The 24,360-nt window shown below is 70.5% G+C and carries 19 protein-coding genes; 9 read left to right on the top strand and 10 right to left on the bottom strand.

Annotation, left to right across the window (positions count from 1 at the left end):
* The first annotated feature begins 60 nt into the window (after positions 1 to 60).
* Entirely contained in the window at positions 61 to 486 is a 426-nt protein-coding gene (locus EDD27_RS29165) for a MarR family winged helix-turn-helix transcriptional regulator (protein ID WP_127935223.1), read from the top strand.
* A gap of 12 nt (positions 487 to 498) precedes the next feature.
* Here EDD27_RS29165 and EDD27_RS29160 read toward each other — a convergent pair whose 3' ends face one another.
* Positions 499 to 1,464, bottom strand: coding sequence for an amidohydrolase family protein (locus tag EDD27_RS29160; protein WP_127935222.1), 966 nt, complete (start codon positions 1,462 to 1,464; stop codon positions 499 to 501).
* A 243-nt stretch (positions 1,465 to 1,707) separates the two neighbouring features.
* Between EDD27_RS29160 and EDD27_RS29155 the strand changes: the two genes are divergently transcribed.
* Positions 1,708 to 3,804, top strand: coding sequence for a M6 family metalloprotease domain-containing protein (locus tag EDD27_RS29155; protein WP_241564318.1), 2,097 nt, complete (start codon positions 1,708 to 1,710; stop codon positions 3,802 to 3,804).
* Between the two features lie 138 nt (positions 3,805 to 3,942).
* A complete protein-coding gene (locus tag EDD27_RS29150; RefSeq protein ID WP_127935221.1) occupies positions 3,943 to 6,432 on the top strand; it encodes an ATP-binding protein in 2,490 nt (829 codons plus the stop codon).
* 145 nt (positions 6,433 to 6,577) lie between these two features.
* Here EDD27_RS29150 and EDD27_RS29145 read toward each other — a convergent pair whose 3' ends face one another.
* A complete protein-coding gene (locus EDD27_RS29145; protein WP_127935220.1) occupies positions 6,578 to 7,450 on the bottom strand; it encodes a hypothetical protein in 873 nt (290 codons plus the stop codon).
* A gap of 73 nt (positions 7,451 to 7,523) precedes the next feature.
* On the opposite strand from EDD27_RS29145, the gene EDD27_RS29140 reads away from it, so the two are divergent.
* The gene (locus EDD27_RS29140; protein WP_338324668.1) at positions 7,524 to 8,306 is read left to right on the top strand and encodes a tyrosine-protein phosphatase; all 783 of its coding nucleotides are present in this window, start codon (positions 7,524 to 7,526) and stop codon (positions 8,304 to 8,306) included.
* Positions 8,307 to 8,322: 16 nt separating this feature from the next.
* On the opposite strand, the gene EDD27_RS29135 is transcribed toward EDD27_RS29140, so the two are convergent.
* Both EDD27_RS29135 and EDD27_RS29130 read right to left on the bottom strand, forming a co-directional pair.
* Complete coding sequence (locus EDD27_RS29135) at positions 8,323 to 9,363, bottom strand: Gfo/Idh/MocA family protein (protein WP_127935218.1); 1,041 nt, start codon at positions 9,361 to 9,363, stop codon at positions 8,323 to 8,325.
* 298 nt (positions 9,364 to 9,661) lie between these two features.
* Positions 9,662 to 10,570 carry a proteasome assembly chaperone family protein gene (locus EDD27_RS29130; protein WP_127935217.1) on the bottom strand — a complete coding sequence of 303 codons (909 nt, stop codon included), beginning with the start codon at positions 10,568 to 10,570 and terminating at the stop codon, positions 9,662 to 9,664.
* Positions 10,571 to 10,683: 113 nt separating this feature from the next.
* Here EDD27_RS29130 and EDD27_RS29125 point away from each other — a divergent pair, with 113 nt between their 5' ends.
* The gene (locus EDD27_RS29125) at positions 10,684 to 11,061 is read left to right on the top strand and encodes an ankyrin repeat domain-containing protein (RefSeq protein WP_421915963.1); all 378 of its coding nucleotides are present in this window, start codon (positions 10,684 to 10,686) and stop codon (positions 11,059 to 11,061) included.
* A gap of 34 nt (positions 11,062 to 11,095) precedes the next feature.
* On the opposite strand, the gene EDD27_RS29120 is transcribed toward EDD27_RS29125, so the two are convergent.
* Positions 11,096 to 12,112 (bottom strand): terpene synthase family protein, encoded by a 1,017-nt coding sequence (locus EDD27_RS29120; protein WP_127935215.1) that lies wholly within the window; start codon positions 12,110 to 12,112, stop codon positions 11,096 to 11,098.
* A gap of 115 nt (positions 12,113 to 12,227) precedes the next feature.
* Positions 12,228 to 14,369, bottom strand: a complete 2,142-nt coding sequence (locus EDD27_RS29115; protein WP_241564317.1) for an ATP-binding protein — start codon at positions 14,367 to 14,369, stop codon at positions 12,228 to 12,230.
* A 284-nt stretch (positions 14,370 to 14,653) separates the two neighbouring features.
* Here EDD27_RS29115 and EDD27_RS29110 point away from each other — a divergent pair, with 284 nt between their 5' ends.
* Positions 14,654 to 15,055, top strand: coding sequence for a GNAT family N-acetyltransferase (locus tag EDD27_RS29110; protein WP_127941030.1), 402 nt, complete (start codon positions 14,654 to 14,656; stop codon positions 15,053 to 15,055).
* Positions 15,056 to 15,098: 43 nt separating this feature from the next.
* Here the strand turns inward: EDD27_RS29110 and EDD27_RS29105 are convergent, their stop codons facing one another.
* Complete coding sequence (locus EDD27_RS29105) at positions 15,099 to 15,797, bottom strand: hypothetical protein (protein WP_127935214.1); 699 nt, start codon at positions 15,795 to 15,797, stop codon at positions 15,099 to 15,101.
* A 191-nt stretch (positions 15,798 to 15,988) separates the two neighbouring features.
* Here EDD27_RS29105 and EDD27_RS29100 point away from each other — a divergent pair, with 191 nt between their 5' ends.
* Complete coding sequence (locus EDD27_RS29100) at positions 15,989 to 17,965, top strand: sensor histidine kinase (protein WP_206641701.1); 1,977 nt, start codon at positions 15,989 to 15,991, stop codon at positions 17,963 to 17,965.
* The gene (locus EDD27_RS29095) at positions 17,962 to 18,606 is read left to right on the top strand and encodes a response regulator transcription factor (protein WP_127935212.1); all 645 of its coding nucleotides are present in this window, start codon (positions 17,962 to 17,964) and stop codon (positions 18,604 to 18,606) included. The genes EDD27_RS29100 and EDD27_RS29095 overlap by 4 nt, the downstream gene beginning before the upstream one ends.
* Positions 18,607 to 18,907: 301 nt before the next feature.
* On the opposite strand, the gene EDD27_RS29090 is transcribed toward EDD27_RS29095, so the two are convergent.
* From EDD27_RS29090 to EDD27_RS29075, 3 genes are all read right to left on the bottom strand, one after another.
* A complete protein-coding gene (locus EDD27_RS29090) occupies positions 18,908 to 19,756 on the bottom strand; it encodes an ABC transporter permease (RefSeq protein WP_127935211.1) in 849 nt (282 codons plus the stop codon).
* Positions 19,753 to 22,716 (bottom strand): alpha/beta fold hydrolase, encoded by a 2,964-nt coding sequence (locus EDD27_RS56990; RefSeq protein WP_241564316.1) that lies wholly within the window; start codon positions 22,714 to 22,716, stop codon positions 19,753 to 19,755. Before EDD27_RS56990 ends, EDD27_RS29090 begins: the two co-directional genes overlap by 4 nt.
* Before the next feature lie 110 nt (positions 22,717 to 22,826).
* Positions 22,827 to 23,234, bottom strand: coding sequence for a PaaI family thioesterase (locus EDD27_RS29075; protein ID WP_206641700.1), 408 nt, complete (start codon positions 23,232 to 23,234; stop codon positions 22,827 to 22,829).
* 310 nt (positions 23,235 to 23,544) lie between these two features.
* Here EDD27_RS29075 and EDD27_RS29070 point away from each other — a divergent pair, with 310 nt between their 5' ends.
* The gene (locus EDD27_RS29070; RefSeq protein ID WP_127935210.1) at positions 23,545 to 24,342 is read left to right on the top strand and encodes a class I SAM-dependent methyltransferase; all 798 of its coding nucleotides are present in this window, start codon (positions 23,545 to 23,547) and stop codon (positions 24,340 to 24,342) included.
* The last annotated feature ends 18 nt before the right edge of the window (positions 24,343 to 24,360 follow it).

Genomic DNA, 24,360 nt, shown 5'->3' with positions numbered 1-24,360 from the left:
CCTTTCAGATGTCGACTCAAACAGAGGTTAACTCATATTTGTTCCGGCTAAACTTATGGCATGGAGGAAAGGGAGCTCGCGGAGCTCTTGCACCTGGTGAGCAGGCGGCTGCGGCACGGCTACGTGCGGCGGCTGGTCCCGCTCGGGCTCAGCCCGAGCCAGGCGCGGGCGTTGCGCGTGCTCGCCGATGCCGGGCCCGAGCACCCGCTGCGGATGGTGCGACTGGCCGAGGAGCTGCGGATCGTGCCGCGGTCCCTCACGCCCGTCGTGGACGCGCTGGAGGAGGCGGGGCTGGTGCGCCGGCAGGTCGATCCAGGAAACCGCCGTTCCACGCTGGTCGTCATCACGCCTGAGGGGCGCGCCGCCGCCGGGCGGGCGCGCGACGCCCGCAGGCTGGCGGGCGAGGAGTTGTTCGCGGTGTTGTCGGAGGAGCAGCGTGATCAGCTGAGGGAGCTGCTGAGCGTGGTGGACCGCCAGTTCAGGTGACTGTGGAGGCCTTCAGCGTTCCACGCCGCCGACGACCGTGCCGATGCAGGGCGGCCCGCCCAGGAGCGCGGCGTACGGGTAGCGGCCGCGTGCGTCGAAGACGGCGAAGTCGGCCCGGGCGCCGGGGCCCAGTGACCCGATCCGGCCCGGCCCGCGATCCATGCCCAGCGCCCTGGCGCCGCCCATCGTGGCCGCCTCGACCAGCCGGCGATCCAGCCCTCGGGGCCGCAGCCCGAGCTCGCGCACGTGCCGCCTGATGGCGGTCGCCAGCCCGAGCGGCCCGGTGCCCGCCGCCTCAGAATCCGTTGTCCCGGTGCCGAGGGCGAGCGGGTTCCCCTCCTCCAGCAGGGCCAGCACGTCGGTCGCGGACGACGTCCCCGGCGGGCACAGGGCGACCACGGTCTCGCGCAGCCGGAGCAGCTTGCGCTCGCCGGGATCGAGCGGCCGCGAGCAGATGACGTGGCACAACGGCCCCAGCACGCCGGCCTCGTCCAGCTCGGCGGGGGAGTGCCGGTCCAGATCGGCCAGCAGCCGCAGCCCGAACGTCCTGGCCAGCACGGCCACGTCCTCCAGCACGTGCGGGTTCCTGGTGCGAGCCGCGATCCCCACCGCGTACGGCCGCTCGACCTCCCGGATGGCCGTGATGACGGCGTCGCGCTCGCGTTCCTCCCACTCCTCCTCGCTGGCGGCGCGCACTTCGACGTACGCGATGCCGCGTGTCACCGCGGGATCGGCCACGTCCGCCATCACACTCGCCCGCGCGGTCACGCCCAACGCCGCAGAGGGCACGACAGAACAGGCGTCGACCGGTCCCGCCACGATCATCCCCGGCCACCGGCGCTCCTCGGTGACGGGAAAGCACGAGAGCAGCTCGCCCCGCACGCCGACCTGGAGCACCCGATCGCCCCTGATCACCACGGCGCCGTCGCGGATGGGCTCGTCGCACACGGGGAGCACGAGCGGCGCGGAGTGGAGCACGATCGGCGCAGACCCGCGCTGTCCTGGGATCGGCCGGGCAGGCCGTCTTGCCGTCGGTCCAGCACGCGTCTTTGCAGAGGGCATCAGCACTCCCCGTCGGATTGACCCTTCAGGGCATTAAACGTGAGCGACGCCAGGGAATCAATTAGGTCGAACCAGGCAAATCCCGAGGTAAGTAGCCTCCGGAGAGACCGGCGGGGCCCGTTCATTGATCTCCCTCGACAACGTCTATACCGTCGATCCGTGAATGCCCCGAAGAAGTTGCTGATGGGGTTAGCCGCGGCCATCGTGATGATCCCGGTGAGCCTGCTGGCGACCCCTGCTTCCGCAGCACCCCCTGCCGATCCTGAGCACCCATGGCGGCGAGACCACTGGCCGCAAACGCAGCCCTGGCAGAGCGACACCCCGCTCGACGCCCAGACGCTGCGCGGCCGCCCCGCGGGCGGCATCCAGCCCATCGACCCGCAGAACTGGGAAAATCCCGACAACATGACGTGGGCGGACTACAAGAAGCCGCCCGGCACCAACTGGAACGACCCCGCGGTGAAGGGGTCGAAGCGCACGTTCAAGGGCGCGCTCATCCTGCTGGACTATCCCAACCAGCCGTTCGTCGTCACCCAGCCCAAGGGCTCGACGATATACGCCAACCCGAGCGCCGAGGCCCACGACATCCCGCGCGACCAGGTCGCCAAGTTCTACCAGGACTTCCTCAACACCCCGAACGAGCTCAACAAGGGCCACACCATCCACGAGTACTGGATGGAGGACTCGGGCGGTCGCTTCGGTGTGGAGCTCACCGGGTTCGGCCCGTACACGATGCCGGGCAAGGACCACGAGTACGCCATGGAGTACCAGCGGGACGCCTGCCCGGCCGGCGACACCTGCACCAGGAACCTGCGTACCGACGGCAACGCCGCCTGGCTCGCCGCCGTCGGCCCGGACGTGGCCGCGCAGTTCGACTTCGTCTTCTACCTGAGCGCCGGTCAGGACGAATCGTCCACGTGGCAGGAGTTCGGCATGATGAAGTTCCCCACCAAGGAGGACGTGCCGGACGAGTGGGGCCCGCCCGACCCCAACCTGACCAACTGGTCCAGGACCCGCTACGTCGAGTGGACCTCCTGGCAGGCCGGCTCCAACTTCTGGCCCAACGCCCGCTTCGGCGTCGACTCGGTCCAGGCCGAGAGCTCCGGCATGGCGGTCTACGCCCATGAGTTGAGCCACATCATGGGCATCGCCGACAACTACAACAACCCGTACGCCGTGCCGCCCAAGCGGGCGTACACCGGCATCTGGGAGATGCTCAGCCGCGGCAGCTTCAACGGCCCCGGCGGCCCGCACTCACGCTGGCTGATCCCGCCCACCGGCGGCGCGTCCATGGGCGCCCAGCACATGCTCCGCAACAAGATCAAGCTGGAGATGGTCGACGAGCAGAACGTCCTGCGCCTGTCGCGCGAGGCGCTGGACGAGTCCGGCCTGGTCACCGCCAAGGTCCTGGCGCGGGCCGTGCAGCCGGGCCAGGACGAGCTGGCCGGGATCAACATCTCCTTCGACACCGGCGACAAGAGCTCGTGCGTCGCGGCCGATCCGCTCTGCGACGGCGGCGGCTACGAGAACTACACGGTCGAGGTCGTGGACCGCATGGGCACCGACTCCTTCACCCCCGACTCCGGCGTGCTCCTGGCCAAGACCAAGAACCAGGACCGGGCCCCGTTCGAGTGGGTGATCGACGCCAACCCGCAGGACATCGGCATGACCGACTACGTGCTGCCGGACGGCACCAAGGTGCCCATCACGATCGGCGACTACCGGCAGCTGTCCGACGCCCTCTTCCACGCGGGCACCGACTCGGGCAGCGAGTACGAGTTCGTCGACGCGGCCAACCGCCTGCACTTCTACATCACCGACGTCAAGCGGAACCGCGAGGGTGAGCTGTCCTACACGGTCGCCGTGCGCTCGCTCGACGGCTCGGGCCCGCAGCGACGCGGCGTCAAGCTGCTCCCCGCGGCCGGCGTCCCCGCCGGCACGAACATCTCCTCCTGCACGTTCCCGCTGTTCAACACCGGTAAGGCGGCCCCGGCGCAGGGTCAGCATCCGGAGGACGTCAGCGCCTACCTCGACTCCGACGTCTACCGGCTCAAGGCCGAGGTCCAGGGCAAGGGCTGGACCACGCAGGTGCCGAACGCGCTCGCCTCGGTCGCATTCGGCAAGCAGGCGCTCGTGACCGTGAACGCGGTCCGCGAGTCCGGCGGCGACCGGCTGGCCAGGGTCAAGCTCACCGCCACCTCGGAGAGCGACCCGACCAAGACCATGACCGCCACCTGCCACGTGATCGGTCTGTAGCGGAAAGCCTGGGGTACGGCTGGCGCGGGCCGTACCCCATCGGCTTGAATCACCCTCATAAGGGGGTGTTCGTTGACCGGGGACCTGTCTGACAGGACAGACAATCTTCCAGAGAAGCCGAAGAAGCGCCGAAGAAAGGTGCCGTGGGCCGCATCCGTCTCCGCGGGCCTGGCGGCGGCCGCGGCGAGCGTGCTGGCGGCGTCCGTCGAGTGGGAGATCCCACCGGTAGCCAAGGTCGGCGTGACCTTGGCGGCGGCCGTCCTCGTCGGGCTCGCCACGTGGGCCACCACCGAGTCGCGGCCCAAACGTCCGGAGATCGGCGGCGGCGGCGCCGGCGGTGTCGCGCCCGACCAGTGGCCGCCCGTGCCAGAACATTTCACCGGCCGCGCCGAAGCCCTCGCCGAGCTGCGTGACGTCTTCGCCGCCCGCCGCAAGGCCACGGACCTCTCCCCGCCCCTGGTCGTCTCCGTGTACGGCCGCGGCGGCGTGGGCAAGTCGGCGCTCATGACCAGGTTCGGGCAGGAGGTCGCGGACTGGTTCCCGGACGGCCGGCTCTACGCCGACCTGCGCGGCGGCGTCGACGCCCCGGTCCGCCCCGACGAGGTCCTCATCGGCTTCCTCCGCGCGCTGGACGTGCGCCTGACCACCGACCCCGGCGGCCTGGACGAGTTACGCAAGCTCTGGCTGACCTGGACCAAGGGCCGCAAGATCCTCATCGGCCTGGACAACGCCCACGACGCCGCCCAGGTCAAGCCCCTCATCCCGGCCGAGCCGGGGTGCGCGGTGCTGGTGACCTCCCGCGCGCCGCTGTTCCTGAACGGCACGCATGACACGCGGCTCGGCCCGTTCAGCGAGGCGCACGGCGTGGAGCTGCTGGCCAGGCTGAGTGGCGGCGCCAGGATCGTCGACGACCTCGACTCCGCCAAGGAGATCGTGCGGCTGTGCGACTACCTGCCACTGGCGATCAACATCTGCGGCGGCCGCCTCGCCACCCGCGAGCAGTGGACGTTACGCGAGATGGCCGGCCGGCTGGCCGACACGCGCCGCATCCTCGACCAGCTGGAGCTGGCCCCGACCGTCGACAAGAGCGTGCGCGCGTCGGTGCAGCTCAGCTACGACGACTGCACCGGCATGCAGCGCCGCCTGCTGCGCCTGCTCAGCGCGCTGCCCGCCCCTGACGTGCAGGGCTGGGTGGCGGGGGAGCTGCTCGACATCTCCGGCCTCGACGGCGCCGACCAGCTGGAGGCGCTCATCGACGCCCAGCTCGCCGAGTGCTCGGGCACCGACCAGACCGGCGCCATGCGCTACCGGCTGCACGACCTGGTCCGGGTGTTCGCCGCCGAGCTGACCGAGCAGGACGAGAGCGAGCGGCGCAGGGCCGCGATCGAGCGCGTGCTCTACGGCTACCGCCGCCGTGCCGAGGAGGCCGCGCAGAACCGCTGGCCGCAGGACTGGAGCCGGGGCGGGCGCCGCGCCAGCGCGGACGGGCAGCTGCGGGCCGGCGACTGGCTCAACGCCGAACGCCTCTCGCTGCTGGCCATGATCAACCTCGCCATGCAGCTGGAGATGTGGGAGCTGACGTGGGGCCTGGCCCGGGCGTTCTGCTCGCTGTGCCACTCCCTGCGCGCCTACTGGGCCGACTGGAAGGCCGTCGCGGAGATCGGCTGCGTGGCCGCCGAGCGGTCCGGCGACCGGCGCTCCCTGGCCATCGCCCTGCTCGACAGCGCTTCCGTGCACGGCGGCCTCGGCCTGCGCGATCGGGCCCTGGAGGAGGCCCAGCTGGCCCTGAAGACCTTCACCGAGCTGGGCGAGTCGTGGTGGGCGGCCAGGTCCATGCGCACGATCGGGATGACGCTGTTCAGCGACGGACACCTGGACCGCGCGCAGGACTACCTGATCGGGGCGATCACCGCGTTCAGGGGTGAGGAGGACCTGTGGTGGATGGCCCGCACCCAGCGCAACCTGGCCGAGATGCGGATGGCCGAGCGGCGGCCCGAGGAGGCCAGGGAGCTGCTCGAGGACGCGCTGGAGATCTTCAAACGCGAGGGCAACCGTTACTCCGAAGCCCAGACGCTGCGTGTCTACGGTGAGGTGCTGGCCGCGCAGGCGCGGGGCGAGCTCGCGGCGGGCGACCACCGGGTCGCGACGCACCTCTTCACCCGGGCTGGCTTCAGCCTCGACCGGGCGGCCGAGATGTTCCGGCAACGCGGCGAGTTGTGGGAGGAGGCCCGCTGCCTGCGGGCGGCCGGCGAGGTCGGCGACCCGGCCAACGGGCTGCGCGAGCTGGAGTACGTCCGGCGGGCCGAGGAGATCCTCGTGGCTCTGGGCGACTCGTGGGGGGTGGCCCGCAACGCCGTGTCGGCGGGCCGGGGGCTGGCCCGGCTGGGGCGGATGGCGGAGTCGGAGGCGGAGCTGCGCCGCGCCGTCCAGGGGTTCGAGGAGCTGCAGGATCGGTGGTGGATGGCGAGGAGCCTGCGCTACCTGGGCGAGGCGCACCTGGACGCGGGCGGGCGCCAGGCGGCCGTGGGGCCGCTGGAGCAGGCCAGGGACATCTACCGCAGCCTGGGCAACGAGGCCGGCATGCGCCGGACCCTGGAACTCCTCAGACGCGCGACACCCTCCACGTAGCTTGTCCCCCACACCGCGCACCCCGCGAGCGACCTGCACGCCCCTCAGGGGCCTGTGGCGGTGTGCGGCGGGCAGGCGCCGCTGCCACTTGACCCTCTTCCCGAAAGGACCTGTGGCGGAGTGCGGCGGGCACGCGCCGAGCGGCCTAGGTGAGCGGGGTCCTGAGCAGCTCTCCGGCCGCCAGCCTGGCCTGGCTGATGCTCTCCTCGAACATCTTGCGCGCGTGCGCCGCCTGGTCGGCCAGCTCCTTGATGTGCTGGCGAGCGTGCTGGTCGTGCACCGTCTCGGCGATCAGCTGCTGGTACTCCGGGGTCTTGGCGGCCAACGCCTCCAGCCGCTTGTGCGTGTGGTAGACCTTGTCGGCCTTGATCACCTGTTTGGCGTACTTCTCCAGGTGGCGCACCCGCTGCGACAAGGACGTCCAGGCCGCGTCCAGCGCGGTCGTGTACGGCTTGAACGCGTCCTCCATGCCGGGCGGCAGCTCGCGGGGGATGAGTTTGCCGTGCTCGGCGTGCATGGACGACAACTTGCGCAGCCGCTGCGCGATCTGCCAGACCTCCTCCGGCAGCGTCACCTGGTTGTCGATGCTGTCGATCAGGCCGGCCCGGTGCACCTTGGAGTTGAGTATCGCCTCGACCGCGTTCTGCGCGCGACGCAACAACATCTGGCAGGGATAGTCGAGGTCCTCGGCCATGATGTAGTGCTCGGCGTGCGTCTGCGCCAGCCGGAGTCTTCGTTTGGTCGTGCGATGGGAGCTGTCCAACGCCATCCACCGGAGCAGCACGATCATGCCGATGCCGAGACTCGCCACGAAAACGCCCTTCCAGTCGGTCACCAGGAAGGTCAGCAAGAGAAAGCCGGGGAGCACGAACAGCAGGGCGGGGTTGTACGTAGTGTCCATTCGCTTGCCGGTTCGAGCCATGCGGAGGATGTGCGGGCTCGACCGCAGCTCTACCGAGATCTCGGGGGGCAGCGAGGGATCGATCACCAGCCTTGGAGGCAGAGCTCGTGGATCCATACGTTCATGCTGCGTTATGAACCTCGAATCCGCTCATATTTGGCGGACATATAGGGTCGAGATGATGAGCGAGATGACGAGGTGGATCGATCTGGAAGGCGCGGTGAACGCGCGTGACCTGGGCGGGCTTCCAACGCGTGACGGCGGCGTCACTCGGCGCGGGCGGATCTTCCGCGCCGACAATCTGCAGGGACTCACGCCGCGGGACGTGGACCTCCTGGTCGGTGAGCTGAAACTGCGGCACGTCGTGGACCTCCGCTCCAACGCGGAGGTTTCTCTTGAGGGCCCGGGCCCGCTGACCTTGGTGCCGGAGGTGCGGCATCACTATTTGACGCTGTTCGCCGAGGGAGGCAGGCACACCGACGTCGAGGCCGACACCATCGACGGCGACCGGGTGCTGCCGTGGGCGGAGCGGGTGATGGACGAGGAGCTGCGGGTGACCGGCTTCTACTTCGGCTACCTGCGTGACCGCCCGTCCGCGGTGGTGGCGGCCCTGCGCGCGATGGCGCTGGACGACGGGGCGGCGCTGGTGCACTGCGCGGCGGGCAAGGACCGCACGGGCGTGTTGTCGGCGTTGGCGCTCGAGGTGGCCGGCGCCACCAGAGAGGCCATCGTGGAGGACTATGTCGCCACGGGGGAGCGGCTGGAGCTGATCCTCACGCGGCTGCGCGGCAGCGACACCTACCGCGGCGACCTGGATTCCAGGCCGGCGGACGATCACAAGCCGCGGGAGAAGTACATCGAGCAGTTCCTGGGCGTCCTGGACGACCGCTTCGGCGGCCCGATGGGCTGGCTGACCCAGCACGGCTGGACGACCACCGACACCGAAGCCCTGCGCTCTCGCCTGCGTGACTGAGGTGCCGGCCGGACGTTCAGGACAACCGGACGACGATGCCCCGATCGGCCGACATCCGCGCCGCCTCGATGACGGAGAGCGCCTCGACCGCGCTCTCCGGATCCACGGGCGGCGCTGTGCCGTCCCGCAACGCGGCCACGACGCCGCGGTAGAAGTCCCCGTACGCGCCCGGTTCGGTACGCACGACGCGATGCTCGTCGTCCGTGCCGAGCACCCCCCAGCGCGCCTCGTCGTCCTCCCCGAACCCGGATGAATCGGGCGCGACCCCGGCCCGCAACCCCTCCTCCTGCACGTCCATCCCGTACTTCACGTACGCGGCCGCCGAGCCCAGCACCCGAAAGCGTGGCCCATGCTGTGCCGCCACGGAACTGACCCACAGATGCGAGCGCACCCCACCGGCATGCGTCAACACCACGAACGTGTCGTCATCCGCGGCCACCCCGTCACGCCGCACGTCACTCTCGCAGTAGACCTCTCGCACCGGCCCGAACAACTGAAGGGCCTGATCGACAAGATGGCTCCCGAGGTCGTAGAGCAGTCCGCCGACCTCCTCAGGGCCGCCGGACTCCCGCCATCCGCCTTTGGGCACCGGCCGCCACCGCTCGAACCGCGACTCGAACCGCCGCACGCCGCCCAGCGCCCTCTCACCGATCAGCCGCCGCACCGTGAGGAAGTCGCCATCCCACCGCCGGTTCTGGAACACGGTGAGCATGACCCCCCGCTCCTTGGCCAGCCGCACCAGCCCCCACCCTTCCTCAGCGGTCCTGGCCAGTGGCTTGTCCACGACAACAGGCAGCCCTCGCTCGATGGCCGCCGCGGCAAGGGAAACATGCGTCCGGTTGGGCGAAGCGACCACCACAAGATCACACCGCTCCCAAAGCTCCCCGACCTCGCCCAGCCCGACAGCCCCATAACGAGCACGGACTTCAGCCTGCCGCTCGGCATTCCCGGTCACGACAGCAGCCAGCGTCAACCCAGGAGTGGCCTGGATCAGCGGCGCATGAAAGACCGCCCCCGCAACGCCGTAACCAATCAGCCCCACCCGGATGTCGCTCATCGGCCCAGGCTACCGAAACCACTTAGCCGGCCCACTGTGCGCTCCGTAGCGGCGGCCCGCCGGTGAAGGGCTCAGAGGCCGTGTTCCTGGAGGGCCCTCAGGCGAAGTACGTCGGGTGGCGGCCCGCTCGGCACCGCCGTAAACCCATAGGGGTTTTGGGTTTGCGGTGGGCCCGCTGTGCGCTCTGTAACGGCGGGTGAAGGGCTCAGAGGCCGTGTTCCTGGAGGGCCGTCAGCCGAAGTACGTCGGGTGGCGGCCCGCTCGGCACCGCCGTAAAACAAGAAGGCGTCTATTGGTTCTACGGGTTTTGGGGGTCGTCACGCTCGGCGAGGAAGCGCTCGAACTGGGCAGCGAGTTCATCCCCCGTCGGCATGGGGGTTGACTCGGCGATGAGGTTTTCGCGGTCGGCGCCGCCGGCGAAGGCGTCGTACTGCTGCTCGAGCCCCTTGATGGCCGTCGACAGCTCGGCCGAGGCCTGGATCTGCTCCTCGATCTCCACGTTCGTACGCTGGGCCGCGTCACGTAGCGCGTCCATCGGGAACACCAGCCCCGTCCCCCGCGTCACGGCCTCCAGCGCGGCCACAGCGGCCGTCGGGTATTCGGCCTGCGACAGATAGTGCGGCACGTGCACCGCATAGCCCAGCGCGTCGTGCCCCTCGGCCCCGAGCCGGAACTCGATCAGCGCCGCCACGCTCCCCGGCACCTGGACACGCCCGAACGCGCTCGTTTGCGAATTTATTAGCTCAGGCCTGCTCGCGTGCATCGTCAGGCCCAGCGGCCGGGTGTGCGGCACCGCCATGGGGATGCCGTGCATCGTCACCAGCTTGCTCACCCCCAGCCGCGTCGCCAGCGTCCCCACGGCCTTGGTGAACAGCTCCCACTCCCGGTCGGGCTCGGGCCCGCTCATCACCAGGAACTGCGTCCCCGTCGAGTCCCTCATGACATGGACGGCCAACTCGGGGCTCTCACACTCGACCCAGCGGTCGGTGTCGAAGGTCATGATGGGCCGGCGTGATCGGTAGTCGAGCAACCGGTCCACGTCGAACGTCGCCACGACCCGGTGCTCCAGCTCGGCCAGCAGGTGGCCCAGCGCGAGACGTCCGGCGCCGCCCGCGTCGACGAAGCCGTCGAAGTGGTACAGCAACACCGGATCATGCAGCTCGGGCGCGTCTTCTGCGAGCGTGTAGAGATCCTTCGGGTCGAACACGGTTGGACAGCCTTTCCGTAGGTACTTTCTCTCAGAACCTATGGCGAGCCGGAACGATTCCGCCTCCATGGTGGGGCGGAGCGAGCCCGTGGGGGGCACCCTATCGGGGCACAATGAGGTGCATGGACGGGGACCCGGAGGTGGAAGAGTTCGCCGGCAGGATGTTCGACCTGGCCAGGGCGGGCGACACCGAGACGCTGCGCGCGTACGTCGAGGCTGGGGTGCCGGTGAACCTGACCAACGGCAAAGGTGACACTTTGCTGATGCTGGCAGCTTATTACGGCCACACGCCGACGGTGCGGATGCTCATCGAGCTGGGCGCCGATGTCGACCGGCCCAACGACCGCGGCCAGACGCCCTTGGCCGGAGCGGTATTCAAGAAGGAGCTGGAGGTCGTCAAAGCGCTGGTCGACGCGGGCGCCGACCCCCATGCGGGCGTGCCCTCGGCCGTGGACACCGCCCGCATGGTCGGTATGGAGAATGTGTTCTAGCGAACAGAGAGGGCTTGTCCCCGTCGACAGAGGTTCAGTCGACCAACTCGCCCTGGAAGCCGGCGACCTGCCCCCGTAACACCGGGTCGGCGAAGCGGCGCGTCTCTTTGGCCCAGTCAAGGTAGCCGCGCATCCAGTTCTCGAGCCCCATGACGCAGCGCAGGGTGCCGTGCCGCCGGTTCTGGTCGGTGCCGAGCTCGTCGAAGAGGCGCAGGAGGTCCACCTTGGCCGCCTCGAAGACGTCGATGCGCTCGGAGATCGTCTGGTTGACCATCTCGACGGCCTCCTGGAGCGGGCAGCTCAAGGCCTTCCAGTAGACGATGACCAGATTGTGGAACTCGCCCTGCAGCAGCTCCCGACGCAGGCCGATGAGATCGTTGGTGCAGACGACCACGTGCCCGGCCTCGTGGACGAGGGTGCTGTACGGGGCCGATGCGCGGATCTCGTCCGGCACCTCGAACTGCTCGGCGAGCTCGATGAGGTCGAACGAGGGCGGGACGTAGGCGATGTTGAGCTTGTGCTCGACATAGCTGTCGGGATCGGGGATCCGGCCCCTCGTGCGGTTGTCCACCTCCCACTGGGCGGTCTCGAAGCAGTCCTGGAGGTGGGTGGAGAAGCGGTGCCACCACTGCGCGGTGGCGTGCAGGCGCATGCGGTCACGGACGTCGGCCAGGCCGTGGAGGATCGGTCCTGCGGTGTCGTCGAGCGGTGCGCCGTCCAGCACCGCGCGGAACTTGTCCGCCATGCGCCGCGCCAGGTCCGGGTCGGAGCCCACCTCGGCGAGCTCGAACTGGTCGTCATAGACGTGGAACCAGCTGTTGAGATCCGCGGCCAGCGCGAGCACCGGCACCGAGGCCTCCGGGTAGAGCCTCGCGACGAGGCGGGAGTAGGACTCACCTGCGAAGCGCGAGGTTGCGGTCTCGCCTTCGATGAGCCTCAACCTCCGCGCCCAGGTGATGGTGTGCTCGGCCGCCACAGACTCGAAGGGATTGAGCTTGGCCGGATACGGGATGGAAGGGTCGGGAAGGGATACGGGTGGTATATCGGGCATGAGTGCGCAGCCTCCCCACGAGAAACCGTGGCAAATGCCCCCTCGTCGGGACAGATGTCGTTCTCGTGGGGCGTACCCGGACCAGAATTTGTCCAATCGCGCCGGTATTTACGGGTTAGGAGCCGAAATTATTGCGGTCTGAGCCCTGTGGGGTATCGAAGTCTTCCTGTGCAAGAGTGACCGCTTCGTCCAGGTCTAGTTTTGCGCCCGCCTCAAATTCCAGTTTGTAGCCGTCCTCGCCGAGAGCCCTCTTGCACTCTTGGACGCACTTCTCGTGCTCTGTCGTGGGGAAAGGCGCGCCCAGCATGGGCAGGCCGGAGGAGCGCCAGTTCTGATGCAGCGCCCCGAGCAGCCGCGAGGCGCGCTCGATCTCGCCCTGAGTCGAGTAGATCTTGGCGACGGTCTCGAGCACCATCAGTGTGCCGACGGTGTCGTGGAAGTGACGCTTGATCCGCAACCCTTCCAAGGCGGTGCGCAGCGCCTCGTCCGTCCTGCCCATCGCCAGCATCGGCAGCGACAGCGCCCAGTGCGCGTACGAGCTCAGCCACAGCTCGCCGCGCTCCCTGCAGACCTGGAGGCAGTCCTGCAGCAGTGACTCGGCCTCATTCACCTCCCCCTGGGTGGTGAGGACGATGGACAGCTCCACGATGGCCGGGAGGAGCCCCGGGTTGAGCTCCTTGTTGTCGGGGTTGAACTCGATCGCCACGCCCAGCAGGGCGCTGGCCTTCTGGAGGTCGCCCTGCAGCATCGCGGCCGTGCCCTGCATCTTGGAGGCCAGGATCACGGCGCGGGAGTCCCCGACCCGGACGGCCTCGGTGCTGCACGTCTCGGCCGCCTCCCGCGCACCCACGCTGTCTCCCTGGGCGCTGCGCACGTACGAGAGCACCCACAGCGCCTTGCAACGCTCCTTGCTGAGATCCGGGTTGGCCGCCAGCGCCCGCTCGAGGTAGAGGCGGCCCTCGCGGGCGAAGCCGCAGCACACCCACATGAACCACAACGACGACAGCAGGTTCAGCGCCAGGACCTCCTTGCCCGGCGTCTTGAGTGCATGCTCCAGCGCCACCCGCACGTTGTCGTGCTCCTGGCGCATGCGGACGAACCAGTAGATCTGCCGTTGCCCCGACCAGGCGTCCTCGCCGCGCTCGGCCAGGCTCAGGTAGTACTCAAGATGGCGCTGGCGCATCCGGTCCTTCTCGCCGAGCTTGTCCAGCCACTCGTCGCCGTAGTCCGCCAGGGTGTCGATCAACTTGTATCTGACCCCGGCGTGGCTGCTCCTGATCAGCAGGATCGACTTCTCCACCAGGCCGGTGACCAGGTCGGTGATCTGCCCGGGCGGCAGCCGCGCGTCCGAGCACACGAAGCGCGCCGCGTCGAGCTCGAAGTCGCCCGCGAACACCGACAACCGCGCCCACAGCAGCCGCTCGGCCGGCTCGCACAGCTCATGGCTCCAGCCGATGGCCGCACGCAGCGTCTGGTGCCGCGGCAGCGCCGTACGGCTGGCCCCGGCCAGCAGGCTGAACCGGTCGGCCAGCAGGCCCAGGATCTGCTCCACCGACAGCGCCCGCAGCCGCACCGCCGCCAGCTCGATCGCCAGCGGGATGCCGTCGAGCCGCCGGCACAGCTCGGCCACCGCGTTGATGTTGTCCTCGTCGAGCTGGAACTCGGGCACGCTCGCCCCGGCCCGGGCCGCGAACAGCTGCACGGACTCGTTGAGGAAATAGGTCTCCGTCGGATCCTCGCCCGGCACCTGCAGCGGCGGCACGGGGACCACCTGCTCGTAGGGCAGGTTCAGCGACTGCCGGCTGGTGGCCAGCACCTTGAGGTTGGGCGCGGCCTCGAGCAGCTCCTGCACCAGCTCCGCGGCTCCCGACACCACGCGGTCGCAGGTGTCGATGATGAGCAGCATGTCCCGCTCGCCCACCCACTCCGACAGCGTCTCGGACTCCGCGCGCGTGGACTGGTCGGCGATGCGCAGCGCCGAGGCGATGGTGTGCTTGACCATGCCCGTGTCCTGCAGGCGGGCGAGATCGGCGAACCAGACGCCGTCGAGGTATTGAGCGCGCACCTGGTGGGCCAGCCGCAGCACTGTGCGCGACTTGCCCACACCCCCGATGCCCGTGACGGTCACCAGGCGTGAATCACCGAGGTGCCGTTTGAGGTTGGCGAGGAGACGCGTACGACCGATGAAGCTGGTGAGCTCCGCCGGCAGATTGCCTTCTCGCCGCCAGCCTGTAGGGGTGGCCATGGGCAGCCTCACGAGGGGTAGGCGACACCTGCCCCCGCATCGTACCGCCGCAGCCGCGACATGTCCCTGGACCTGCGGACACACCGGGTGTTGGTTTGTCCGTCTGGGTACCATGTCAGCCGTGGAAGATTTCTACCCCGAGCAGACGGCGGACGACAGGGACCTGGGCTGGGGCGACGACCTCCCGGACGAGGACCCGGACGACTTCTTCGTGGAAAACAGACCGCCGCACTGGGAATGACGCGGTGCCGACCGGCCACGCGTTGCGCCCCGCCACCCCTGCCGACTACGACGCCATGGCGGCCGTGGTCGACGAGTGGTGGGGCCGTCCCATCCTGAGCTCCCTGCCCAGGCTGTTCCTCGACCACTTCCACCGCACGAGCCTGGTCGCCGAGGGCCCCGAGGGCATGGCGGGATTCCTCGTCGGCTTCCTGTCGCCGTCGGCCGAGGACGAGGCGTACATCCATTTCGTCGGCGTCTCTCCCGCCGCCCGAGGCGGAGGGTTGGCACGGGCGATGTACGAGCGTTTCTTCGCCCTGGCCCGCGCCCACGACCGGCACGTCGTCAAGGCCATAACCTCGACGGTCAACGAGGCGTCCATCGCCTTCCACCGCCGCATGGGCTTCACGGTGAGCGACCCGGTCCCGGACTACAACGGCCCCGGCACGCGCCTGGTCACCTTCTCCCGCGCCATCTGACGGATGCCCCGGCCCCAGGAGTCGTCCTGGAACCGGGGACCGCTCACCGCCATGCCTGCGGTTCGTACTCCTCATCGCTCATCCTGGCCAGCGTGAGCGCCGCGGCGGCGAACCCGAGCGCCGTCAGCCCCCACGCGCCCCCATCAAGGATCTTGGGTGCGCCGGTCAGCACGAAGGCCAGGTGCAGCGGCTGCGAGGCGACCAGCGCCACTCCCGCCCAGGCAGGGACCACCCGCGCCCGCCACAGGGCGGTGCCCAGCAGCACGGTGCCCACGACGTGGCCGAGCACGAAGAGGCCGACGGAGACCGAGAGGGCGGGCTGGGCCGCCAGCGCCTCCAGCAGCGCCGTGCCGTCCGAAGGGCTCAGCCCGGCCGTCACCGCGGCCAGCGCGGCGGCGTCCGAGACGCCGAGCGCGGCCATCCCCAGATAACCGGGCAGAGCCAGGGTGATCGCGATGATCGCCAGGACCGGTGCCCCGCGCAGCGCCAGCCGCGTCAGCACGAACAGGGCCGGGACCAGCGTGAGAACGGCGATCGGAACCAGCCAGAGCACCGCACCCTGTGCCCCCTGCCCGGTCGCCACCCCGGCCAGCTGGGCGGCGGCGTCGTCGGTCGTGCCGTAGGGGAGGACGGTGCGGATGACGGCCACGCACAGCGGGCCGAGCGGCAGGAGCACGGCGAGAGCGCGGCGGCGGAAGGCTCGTGTGTCACGCACCCGCACGGCGGCGGAGCCGATGGTCATGATGTCTCCCATGAAGTAGGGCTTGGGCCGTCCGAGGGCTAGGACTTCGGCCGGCCGGGCAGGCTCATGGTCGGCCGCAGACCGGTCCTCGCGGCACGGCGCACGCCCCTGGCCGGGCCGGGCGATCTTCCCGGCCGATCTGGGGGTCCGCCCCTATGCGCCGGGCTCCGCGAACGCTCATCATGACCCTTATGAAGGTGCTGGCCTGGGGCCTGTTCGCGGTGGCGGTGACCGAGGCGGTCACCGGCGTGACGGCCGCCATAGCAGCGGGAACGACCTTCGAGGCGGCCATCGAGAGCTTCATCGTCACGAACTCCGCCATCGGCCTCTCCCTCGCCTGCGCCGGCGTCCTGCTCGCCTGGCATCGTCCCCGCAACCCCATCGGCTGGCTCCTGCTGGCCGCCGCCGTAGTACAGGGCGGCACTGCCGCCGGGGCGGGTCTGCTGGCGTTCGGCGAGGTCCACGGCTGGGCCACCGCCGCGTCCCGGACGCTCGCCACGTTCGCCGCCTACTCCTGGCCGTGGTCGATCGCGTTGTGCCTGCCGCTCGTCCTCCTGCTCTTCCCCGACGGCCGCCCGCCGGGCCCTCGCTGGATCTGGCTGGTCCCCGTGACGGTGGTGACCGCCCCGCTCTTCGTCCTGGAGATGGGCGCCTCCCCGAGCAGCCTGTCGCCCGGCTCGGACGTCGTCGGCTATCTCACCATCCCCTTCCACGACGACCTGGCCGCGCTCTGGACCGCGACCGAGGTGCGCGGCGCCGTACTCGTCCTGGCCGCCCTCGCCGGACTGGGACTTCGCTACCGCCGGGGCGGCGAGCGGGAGCGCCGTCAGCTCCTGTGGCTCCTGCTCGCCGTGCTGCTGCTCGCAGCGGTCATGGTGGTGTGGGGGGTGTTCCAGACCGGGCCGGTGCTGATGTTGCTGGCCATCCCGCTCGTCCCGATCGCGATCACCGTCGCCATCCTGCGTCACGGCCTGCTCGACATCCGCCTGATCGTCTCGCGGACGGTGCTGTACGCGCTGCTCACCTCGGGCGTGATCGCCGTCTACGCCCTGCTGGTGGCCGTCCTGGACCGTGCCGGGCCAGGAGACTCGGTGCTCGCCACCGTGCTCATCGCCGTCGGCTTCAACCCGGTCAGGGTACGCCTGCAGCGGATCGTCGACCGGCTCCTGTACGGCTACCGCGACGACCCGGCCCGCGCCCTGTCACGCATCGGCCGCCGCTTGGCCGACCCGGCCCCAGGGCTGGCGGGAGCCGTGGCCGCACTGTGCACGGTCCTGCGCCTGCCCTTCGCCGCGCTGCGCTCGGCCGACGCCGGTGACAGCGGGGGAGCGGTGGTCGAACGCACCTCGTACGGCACCGCCCCCGAACGCCTCCACACCATCCCCCTCGTCTACGGCGGCGACCGCGTGGGCGAGCTGATCGTCGGCTTGCGGCCGGGGGAGAAGACGATCTCCGTGGCCGACACCCAGGTCCTGGAACTGCTGGCCGTGCCGCTGGCGGTGGCCGTGCACGCCACCGGCCTGTCCGAAGAGCTGCAGCGGATCCGCGAGCAGATCGTGGTGGCCCGCGAGGACGAGCGCCGCAGGCTCCGCCGCGACCTGCACGACGGGCTCGGCCCCACCCTCACCGGCGTGGTGTACCAGGCCGACGCGGCCGGGAACGTGCTCGCCGACGACCCCGCCCGAGCCAAGGACCTGCTCCTCAGGCTGCGGGCCGAGGTGACGTCGGCCATCGAGGACATCAGGCGGCTGGTGTACGGCCTGCGCCCGCCCGCGCTCGACGACCTCGGCCTGGTGGGCGCGCTGCGGCAGCAGGCCGAACGGCTGTCGCTCGACGTCAGCATCCGCGCTTCCGGCCACCTGGCCGTGCTGCCCGCCGCCGTGGAGGTGGCCGCGTACCGCATCGTCACCGAAGCGCTGAACAACGTCGCCCGGCACGCCCGTGCCACCACCGCCCGCGTCGACCTCACGCTCGGGGACCGCCTCCGTGTCGAGGTGAGTGACGACGGCGCGGGCGGCGGCGCGTGGCGGCCGGGGGTGGGCCTGCGGTCCATGCGGGAGCGGGCCGAGGAACTCGGCGGCACCTGCCAGGCGGGCCCGGGAGACGGCGGCGGGGGACGGGTGGTGGCGTTGCTGCCGCTGGCGGTGACGGTGGCGGTGGCGCCATGACGCTGCGCGTCGTCATCGCCGACGATCACCCAGTGGTCCGCGACGGGCTCGCGGCCCTGCTGTCCACCGTCCCGGGCATGGAAGTGGCCGGGACCGCGTCCAGCGGGCGCGAAGCCGTGCGGGCGGCGGTCACCCTGGCGCCTGATGTCCTCGTCCTCGACATCCAGATGCCTGAAATGTCGGGCATCGACGCCGCCCGCGACGTGGCCACGGCCGCGCCGGGGGTGGCGGTGCTGATGCTGACGATGTACGAGGACGATGAGTCCGTGTTCGCGGCCATGCGCGCGGGGGCCCGCGGATACGTGCTCAAAGGCGCCGAACAGGACGAGATCGTACGCGCGATCCGCGCCGTCGCCGCCGGCGAAGCGATCTTCGGGCCCGGCGTGGCCCGCCGCGTGCTCGGCCACCTGACGGCCCCCCGGCCCGCGGGCGAGCCGTTCCCTGAGCTCACGCCGCGGGAGCGGGAAGTGCTCGGCCTGATCGCCGCCGGCCACGGCAACGCCTTCATCGGCACCCGGCTCTCGCTGGCCCCCAAGACGGTCGGCAACCACATCTCCAGCATCTTCGCCAAGCTCCAGGTCGCCTCCCGCGCCGAGGCCATCATCCGCGCCCGAGACGCCGGCCTGGGCCACACTGACTAACCGGCCCCCGCCCTGCCCGAGCCGGGGCTCGAGGCCGCAGCCACCAACCGGCCCACACCCCGCCCTGCCTGAGAACGGACGGGCCGCCCGCCCCGTGCGGCCCGCCCTCTGCGACCGACCCCGCCCAGCCGGCCAGCCGCCGCCCGCGTGCCGGCCGCCCGCGCGCGTGCCGGCCGCCCGCGCGCCGGCCGACTGCCGCCGCTGCGCGCCCGTCGGCCGGGCGCTTCCGTTGCGGTGGCGCCCTCTCCGCGCGACCGCCGGGGCGCCCCTCGGATCTCGCGCTCCCGCTCGCCGCGATCCGCTAGCTGACCACGTCCTTGCGGCGGAAGCGGCGGAAGGCCACCGCGATCAGGATGGCCGCGTACGTGATCGACACCGAAGCGCCCTTGGCCATGCCGCTCCAGTCCAGCTCCGGCGCCAGGGCGTCGAGCCAGGCGTTGTTCCAGAACGTGGGCAGGAACTCGCGCAGCACGCCCAGCGCCTCGACCGCCTGCAGGATGTTGCAGACGATCCAGAGCCCGACCGCCCCGCCGACCGCGCCCAGCGGCGAGTCGGTGACGGTCGAGATGAAGAACGCCAGCGCCGCCACCACGAGCTGGCTCACCAGGGCGTAGCCGATCACGATGCCGAAGCGCGGCAGCACGTCGAGCGCCGGGATCATCTCACCCGTGCCGGGCACCTGGATGTCGTTCCACCCGAACGCCAGCGTGCCCGCCAGCAGCGCCATCAGCGGCAGACAGATCACGGCCGCCGCCGAGTAGCCCAGCGCCACGATCAGCTTCTGCCGCAGCAGCCGGTCCCGCGGAATCGGCGCGGCCAGCAGATAACGCAGCGACGACCAGTTGGCCTCGCTGGCGACGGTGTCGCCGCAGAACAGGGCGACCGCCACCACCAGCAGGAAACTGGCCGACACCGACAGGGCGAACGCCGCGAAGTTGAGCCCGCTCGCCGTCGCCAGGTCCGAGATGCGCAGCGACGACTGCTGCTGACCGCTGGACTGCGGCCCGAACTGGAAGGCGATCACCAGGATCCACGGCAGCGCCAGCAGCAGCCCGAACATGACCATCGTCCGCCGCCGCTTGAACTGCCTGATGATCTCCACCCGCAGCGGCAGCGTGCGGCGGGGCGCGTAGCCCGGCGCGGCGGTCATGACTTGTCTCCAATGAGGTCGAGGAACACGTCTTCCAGCCGCGGCCCGTGCCCATTGCCGGTGGAGGCCCCAGCGGAGGCCGACGTGAGCAGCCGCGACACCGGCCCGCTGGAGACCAGCCGGCCGCGGTGCATGACCACGACGTGGCTGCAGGTCTGCTCCACTTCGGCGAGCATGTGACTGGAGACGATCACGGTACGGCCGTCGCGCGCGTAGCGTTTGAGCACCTCGCGCATCTCCCTGATCTGGGGTGGGTCGAGACCGTTGGTGGGCTCGTCGAGCACGAGCAGGTCCGGCAGTCCAAGCATGGCTTGCGCGATGGCCAGCCGCTGCCGCATGCCCTGGGAGTAGGTGCGTACGGCACGTTCCAGCGCCTTGCCCAGGCCCGCGATCTCCAGCGCCTCGTCGAAGTGCGCGTCGGCGGCCGGGCGTCCGGTGGCGGCCCAGTAGAGCTCGATGTTGTCCCGGCCGGACAGGTGCGGCAGGAAACCGGGTCCCTCGACGAACGACCCGAGCCTGGACAGCACCGGCGCCCCGGGCGTCACCCGGTCGCCGAAGATCCGGATCTCGCCGTCGTCCGGCCGGATGAGTCCCATCATCATCCGCATCGTGGTCGTCTTGCCCGCGCCGTTCGGCCCGAGCAGGCCCAGCACCTGGCCCTTCTCGACCCGGAACGACAGCCCGTCGACGGCCGGCTCCCCGTTCCTGTAAGCCTTCGTCAGGCCCCTGATCTCCAGCGGCACCGGCTCGCCACCCTGTGCGGGCGGGTCGTCGTGGGCGCTTCGGGCGGTGACGACGGCGGGCACATCCCGCGACGCGCCAGTCCCGTTGCCCGTCCCGTCGTGGTCATCGCTGCCGTGCGGCGCATGTGCGGTCGTGTCGGTCGCGTGGCCTGCCGAGTCGTCCTTCGCGCTGCCGGTCGCGTGGCCGGCCGAGTCGTCCTTCGCGCTGCCGGTCGCTCGGACGATCGTGTCGTCCTTCGCGTGTCCGTTTGTGTGGCCGGTCGTGTCGTGGGTCTGGCCGTTGGGGCTGAGATCGAGCGCATCGAGCTTCTGGCCGTTCGGGCTGCCGTCCGCTGTGGGCACGGCCCTGCGGCGCACCCGGGCGCCTGCCGGCGCGAGGGTCGAGGCGCGGCCGGTCGCCAGCAGGGCGGCGGCGATCACCACGGCGGCCAGCGGCATCGCCCACACCCACCACGCGACCCCGGCCGGCGGGGCGGCGAGCGTGCGCACCGTCGGGACGGCGAGGGCGGGGGAGGCCAGCGACACCTGATAGGTGGCGGGCTCGGCAGGAGTGGCGAACCCCATGTCCGTCGTGGTCACCACCAGGCGGACCCGGTGGCCGACGGCGAAGCGGTGGTCCACGGCGGGCAGGGTGATCGTGGCTTCCACGCTGCCTGCGCCCTCCGGGATCGTCACCCGGATGGGCGCCACCAGCCCGGCGGGCAAGGTCGGCGGCTGCGTGGTGTCGGCCACGTCGTATACCTTCGCGAACAGCGTCGCCTCGCCCTTGCCCGACACCGTGATCTTGGCTGTGGTGCTGCCCGTCAGCTGGAGCGGGGCGGTGAGGGGCGCCGATTCGAACGCGGCGCTCTGGCCGGGCATGTCGATCGAGATGCCGCCGGTGTTCTGGCCGCCCAGCAGGCCGCCGATGCCCGGCACGGTCGAGATGGAGGCGGGGGCGCCGCCGGGCGGGTTGACGATGCTCTGCTCGGGGCCGCTCAGCTCCACGGTCGTGGTGTCGGTGCCCGCGAGGCCGGGGTAGGAGGCGGCCTCCGGGTGCAGGCGGATGCGCTGGCGCGTGCCGGGGTCGCGGCCGCCGTCGCGCGTCACCGTGAAGGCGCTGACCGGCGAGGCCGTCTGAGCCGAGCCGTCGCCCTTCAGATAGCGGGCGAACCAGGCCGAGGACTGCTCGAAGAGCCAGTCGGCCTCCCCGTTGCCGCCGTCGTGCCCGCCGTCGAACCACGCCAGGCTGACCGGGGTGCCGGCGGCGGCGATCGCCTTGGCGTTGGCGTCGGCGTGGCTGATCGGGAACAACGAGTCCCGCTGGCCCTGCAGGAGCAGCGTGGGCGCCTTGATCTGGCCGGCCACGGTGATGGGGCTCGACTTGCGCAGCAGGGCGACGGCCTCCGGTGTGGCCTTTCCGTCCTTGGCGACCTGCTGGTAGATGTCGCAGATCGCCGGCAGGAACCTGCCGCAGCGCGCCTGCTGGGGCGTCAGCGGCGCGGCCGCCTGCCGCTGCCCCTGGCCCTGCAGCGCGAAGCTCTCCAGTGAGACGCCCTGACCGAAGAAGATGCCTGCCCACATGCGCTTGAACACGCCGCTCTCAGGCTGTCCCAAGCCGGCGGCGGTGGTCGTGGCCGAGGCGGCCTGGCTCGTGGTGGTCGTGGCCGAGGGAGTCTGGACGGCCGCGTTGGGGAAGAGGGCGTCGGCCAGGTCGGACCAGGTGATCTGCGGCACGATCGCGTCGACCCGCTGGTCGTGGGCCGCCGTCATGAGGGCGATGGCGCCGCCGTACGAGCCTCCCACGATGCCCACGCGCGGGTCGTTCGTGGCGTCGAGCAGGACCTCGGGACGCTTGGCCAGCCAGTCGATCAGCTGCTTGACGTCCTTGACCTCATAGTCGGGCGAGTTGAGCGCGATCTCGCCGGTCGAGCGGCCGAATCCGCGCGCCGACCACGTCAGCACCGCGTAGCCGTCCTGCGCGACGCGGATCGCCTGCTCCCTGACGCTCTGCTTGCTTCCGCCGAAACCGTGGCCGATCAGCACGGCAGGCGCCTTCCCGCCCCCTGGCGGCGGGAAGAACGTCGTGTCGAGCTCTATCCGTTGGTCGTCGGCTGGTCCGTCGACGACGGTTATCTTCTGGTCCTGGGCCCGCACCTCAGGATCCGACGGCCACACCAGCCACGTCGTCACCCCGATGAGGGCGAGTGCCGCTACCAGCGCGGCCACACGCTTCATGACGAGGAGCCTACTTTCCGCACCTGAGAGATCCCTGAGACGAGCTCGCCGCCGCGTCGCCCGTGTGCCGTCCGATGCTGTTGAGCTGCGAAATCGCGAAGATCACAACGTCAGCCCAGGATGGCGTAGACCGCCGTGGCGCGGGCGGCCGTCTCCGCGCTGCCCTCGGCCGTGAGCGTGATCTCCGAGAAGGCCAGGGTGCGCCCCAGTTTCGTGATGCGGACGTCGATCAGCACGTCCTTGCCCACCACGGGCCGCTGGAACGTCGTGGACTGCTGCACCGTGGTCATCGGCACGAACTCGCCCCGAGCCGAGGCGATGGCGAGCGCCGTGGCCGTGTCGGCGGCCGCCATCATCGCCTGGCCGGACAGCCCGCCGCCCTCGCGTGCCAGGTCGTCGGACCACGGCAGCCGCACGACCGTATGGCGCTCGCCCACCTCCTCCACGAGCAATCCGAGCTGCTGGATCCAGGGGGCGAAGTAGTCCTGGAGCATCGCCTCTGCGTCTTCGGGAGTCACGCGCTCATCATGCACGCCCGGCCGCCCCCGCGAGCCGCGGAGCAACCGTCCTGTGGACAAGTGGGAAGAGTCCCGCACCCGAACGACCACGTCAGCTTCGGCTTCGGCCCGCACTTCTGCCTCGGCGCCCCACCTGGCCCGCGCCCAGTTCCACGCGATCTTCAGTGAGCTGCTCTCCTGGGACGTCGAACTCGCGGGCGCCCCGAGCCGCCTACGTCCAACTACGGACTCAAACACCTCCCCGTACGCCTGCGCCCCCGATGAATAACCGGAGGCGCCCTGATCCGCCCCTCCTTTACGCTCGGGCGCCATGGATTACCTCGAGACGAACAGGGCCAACTGGAACGCGCGCGTCCCCATCCACGTCAGCAGCGCCTTCTACGACGTCGAGGACTTCACGGCGAGCGGCCGGAGCGTTCTGAGGCCGTTCGAGGTCGCGGAGGTGGGCGACGTGTCCGGCCGCCGCCTGGCGCACCTGCAGTGCCACTTCGGCCTGGACACGCTCTCCTGGGCCAGGCTCGGCGCCGAGGTTACCGGTCTCGACTTCTCGCCCGCCGCCATCGACCAGGCCAGGCGGATCGCGGCCGGGTGCGGCATCCGGGCGAGGTTCGTCACCGCTGACGTCTACGACGCGGCCGAGGCGCTCGGCGAGACCTACGACGTCGTCTACACCGGCATCGGCGCCCTGGTGTGGCTCCCCGACCTCACCCGGTGGGCCGAGACGGTCGCCGCGCTCCTCAAGCCTGGCGGGTTCCTCTACCTCGCGGAGTTCCACCCGTTCGCCGACATCCTGGACGACGAGACCGGCACCAAGGTCACCCACGACTACTTCGCCCGTGGCCCACAGGTCTGGGAGGAGCCGTACACCTACACCGGCGGCGAGCTGGCCGAGCACCGGACCTCCGTGCAGTTCCAGCACGGTCTCGGCGAGGTCGTCAGCGCGGTGGCGGCGGCCGGGCTGCGGGTGGAGTTCGTGCACGAGCACGATCGCACGCTCTTCCGCCGCTTCGCCACGTTGGCCGACGACGGCACCGGCTACCGCCTGCCGGATGGCGCGCCCAAGATCCCTCTCATGTACTCGTTGCGAGCCGCCGCCCCGGCTACCTGAACGGTCATCGCAGACCGG

Origin of the sequence: Nonomuraea polychroma (assembly GCF_004011505.1) — a bacterium.
GTDB lineage: Bacteria > Actinomycetota > Actinomycetes > Streptosporangiales > Streptosporangiaceae > Nonomuraea > Nonomuraea polychroma.
Note: the sequence above shows the minus strand (reverse complement) of the source record. Positions and strands in the feature narration are given on the sequence as shown.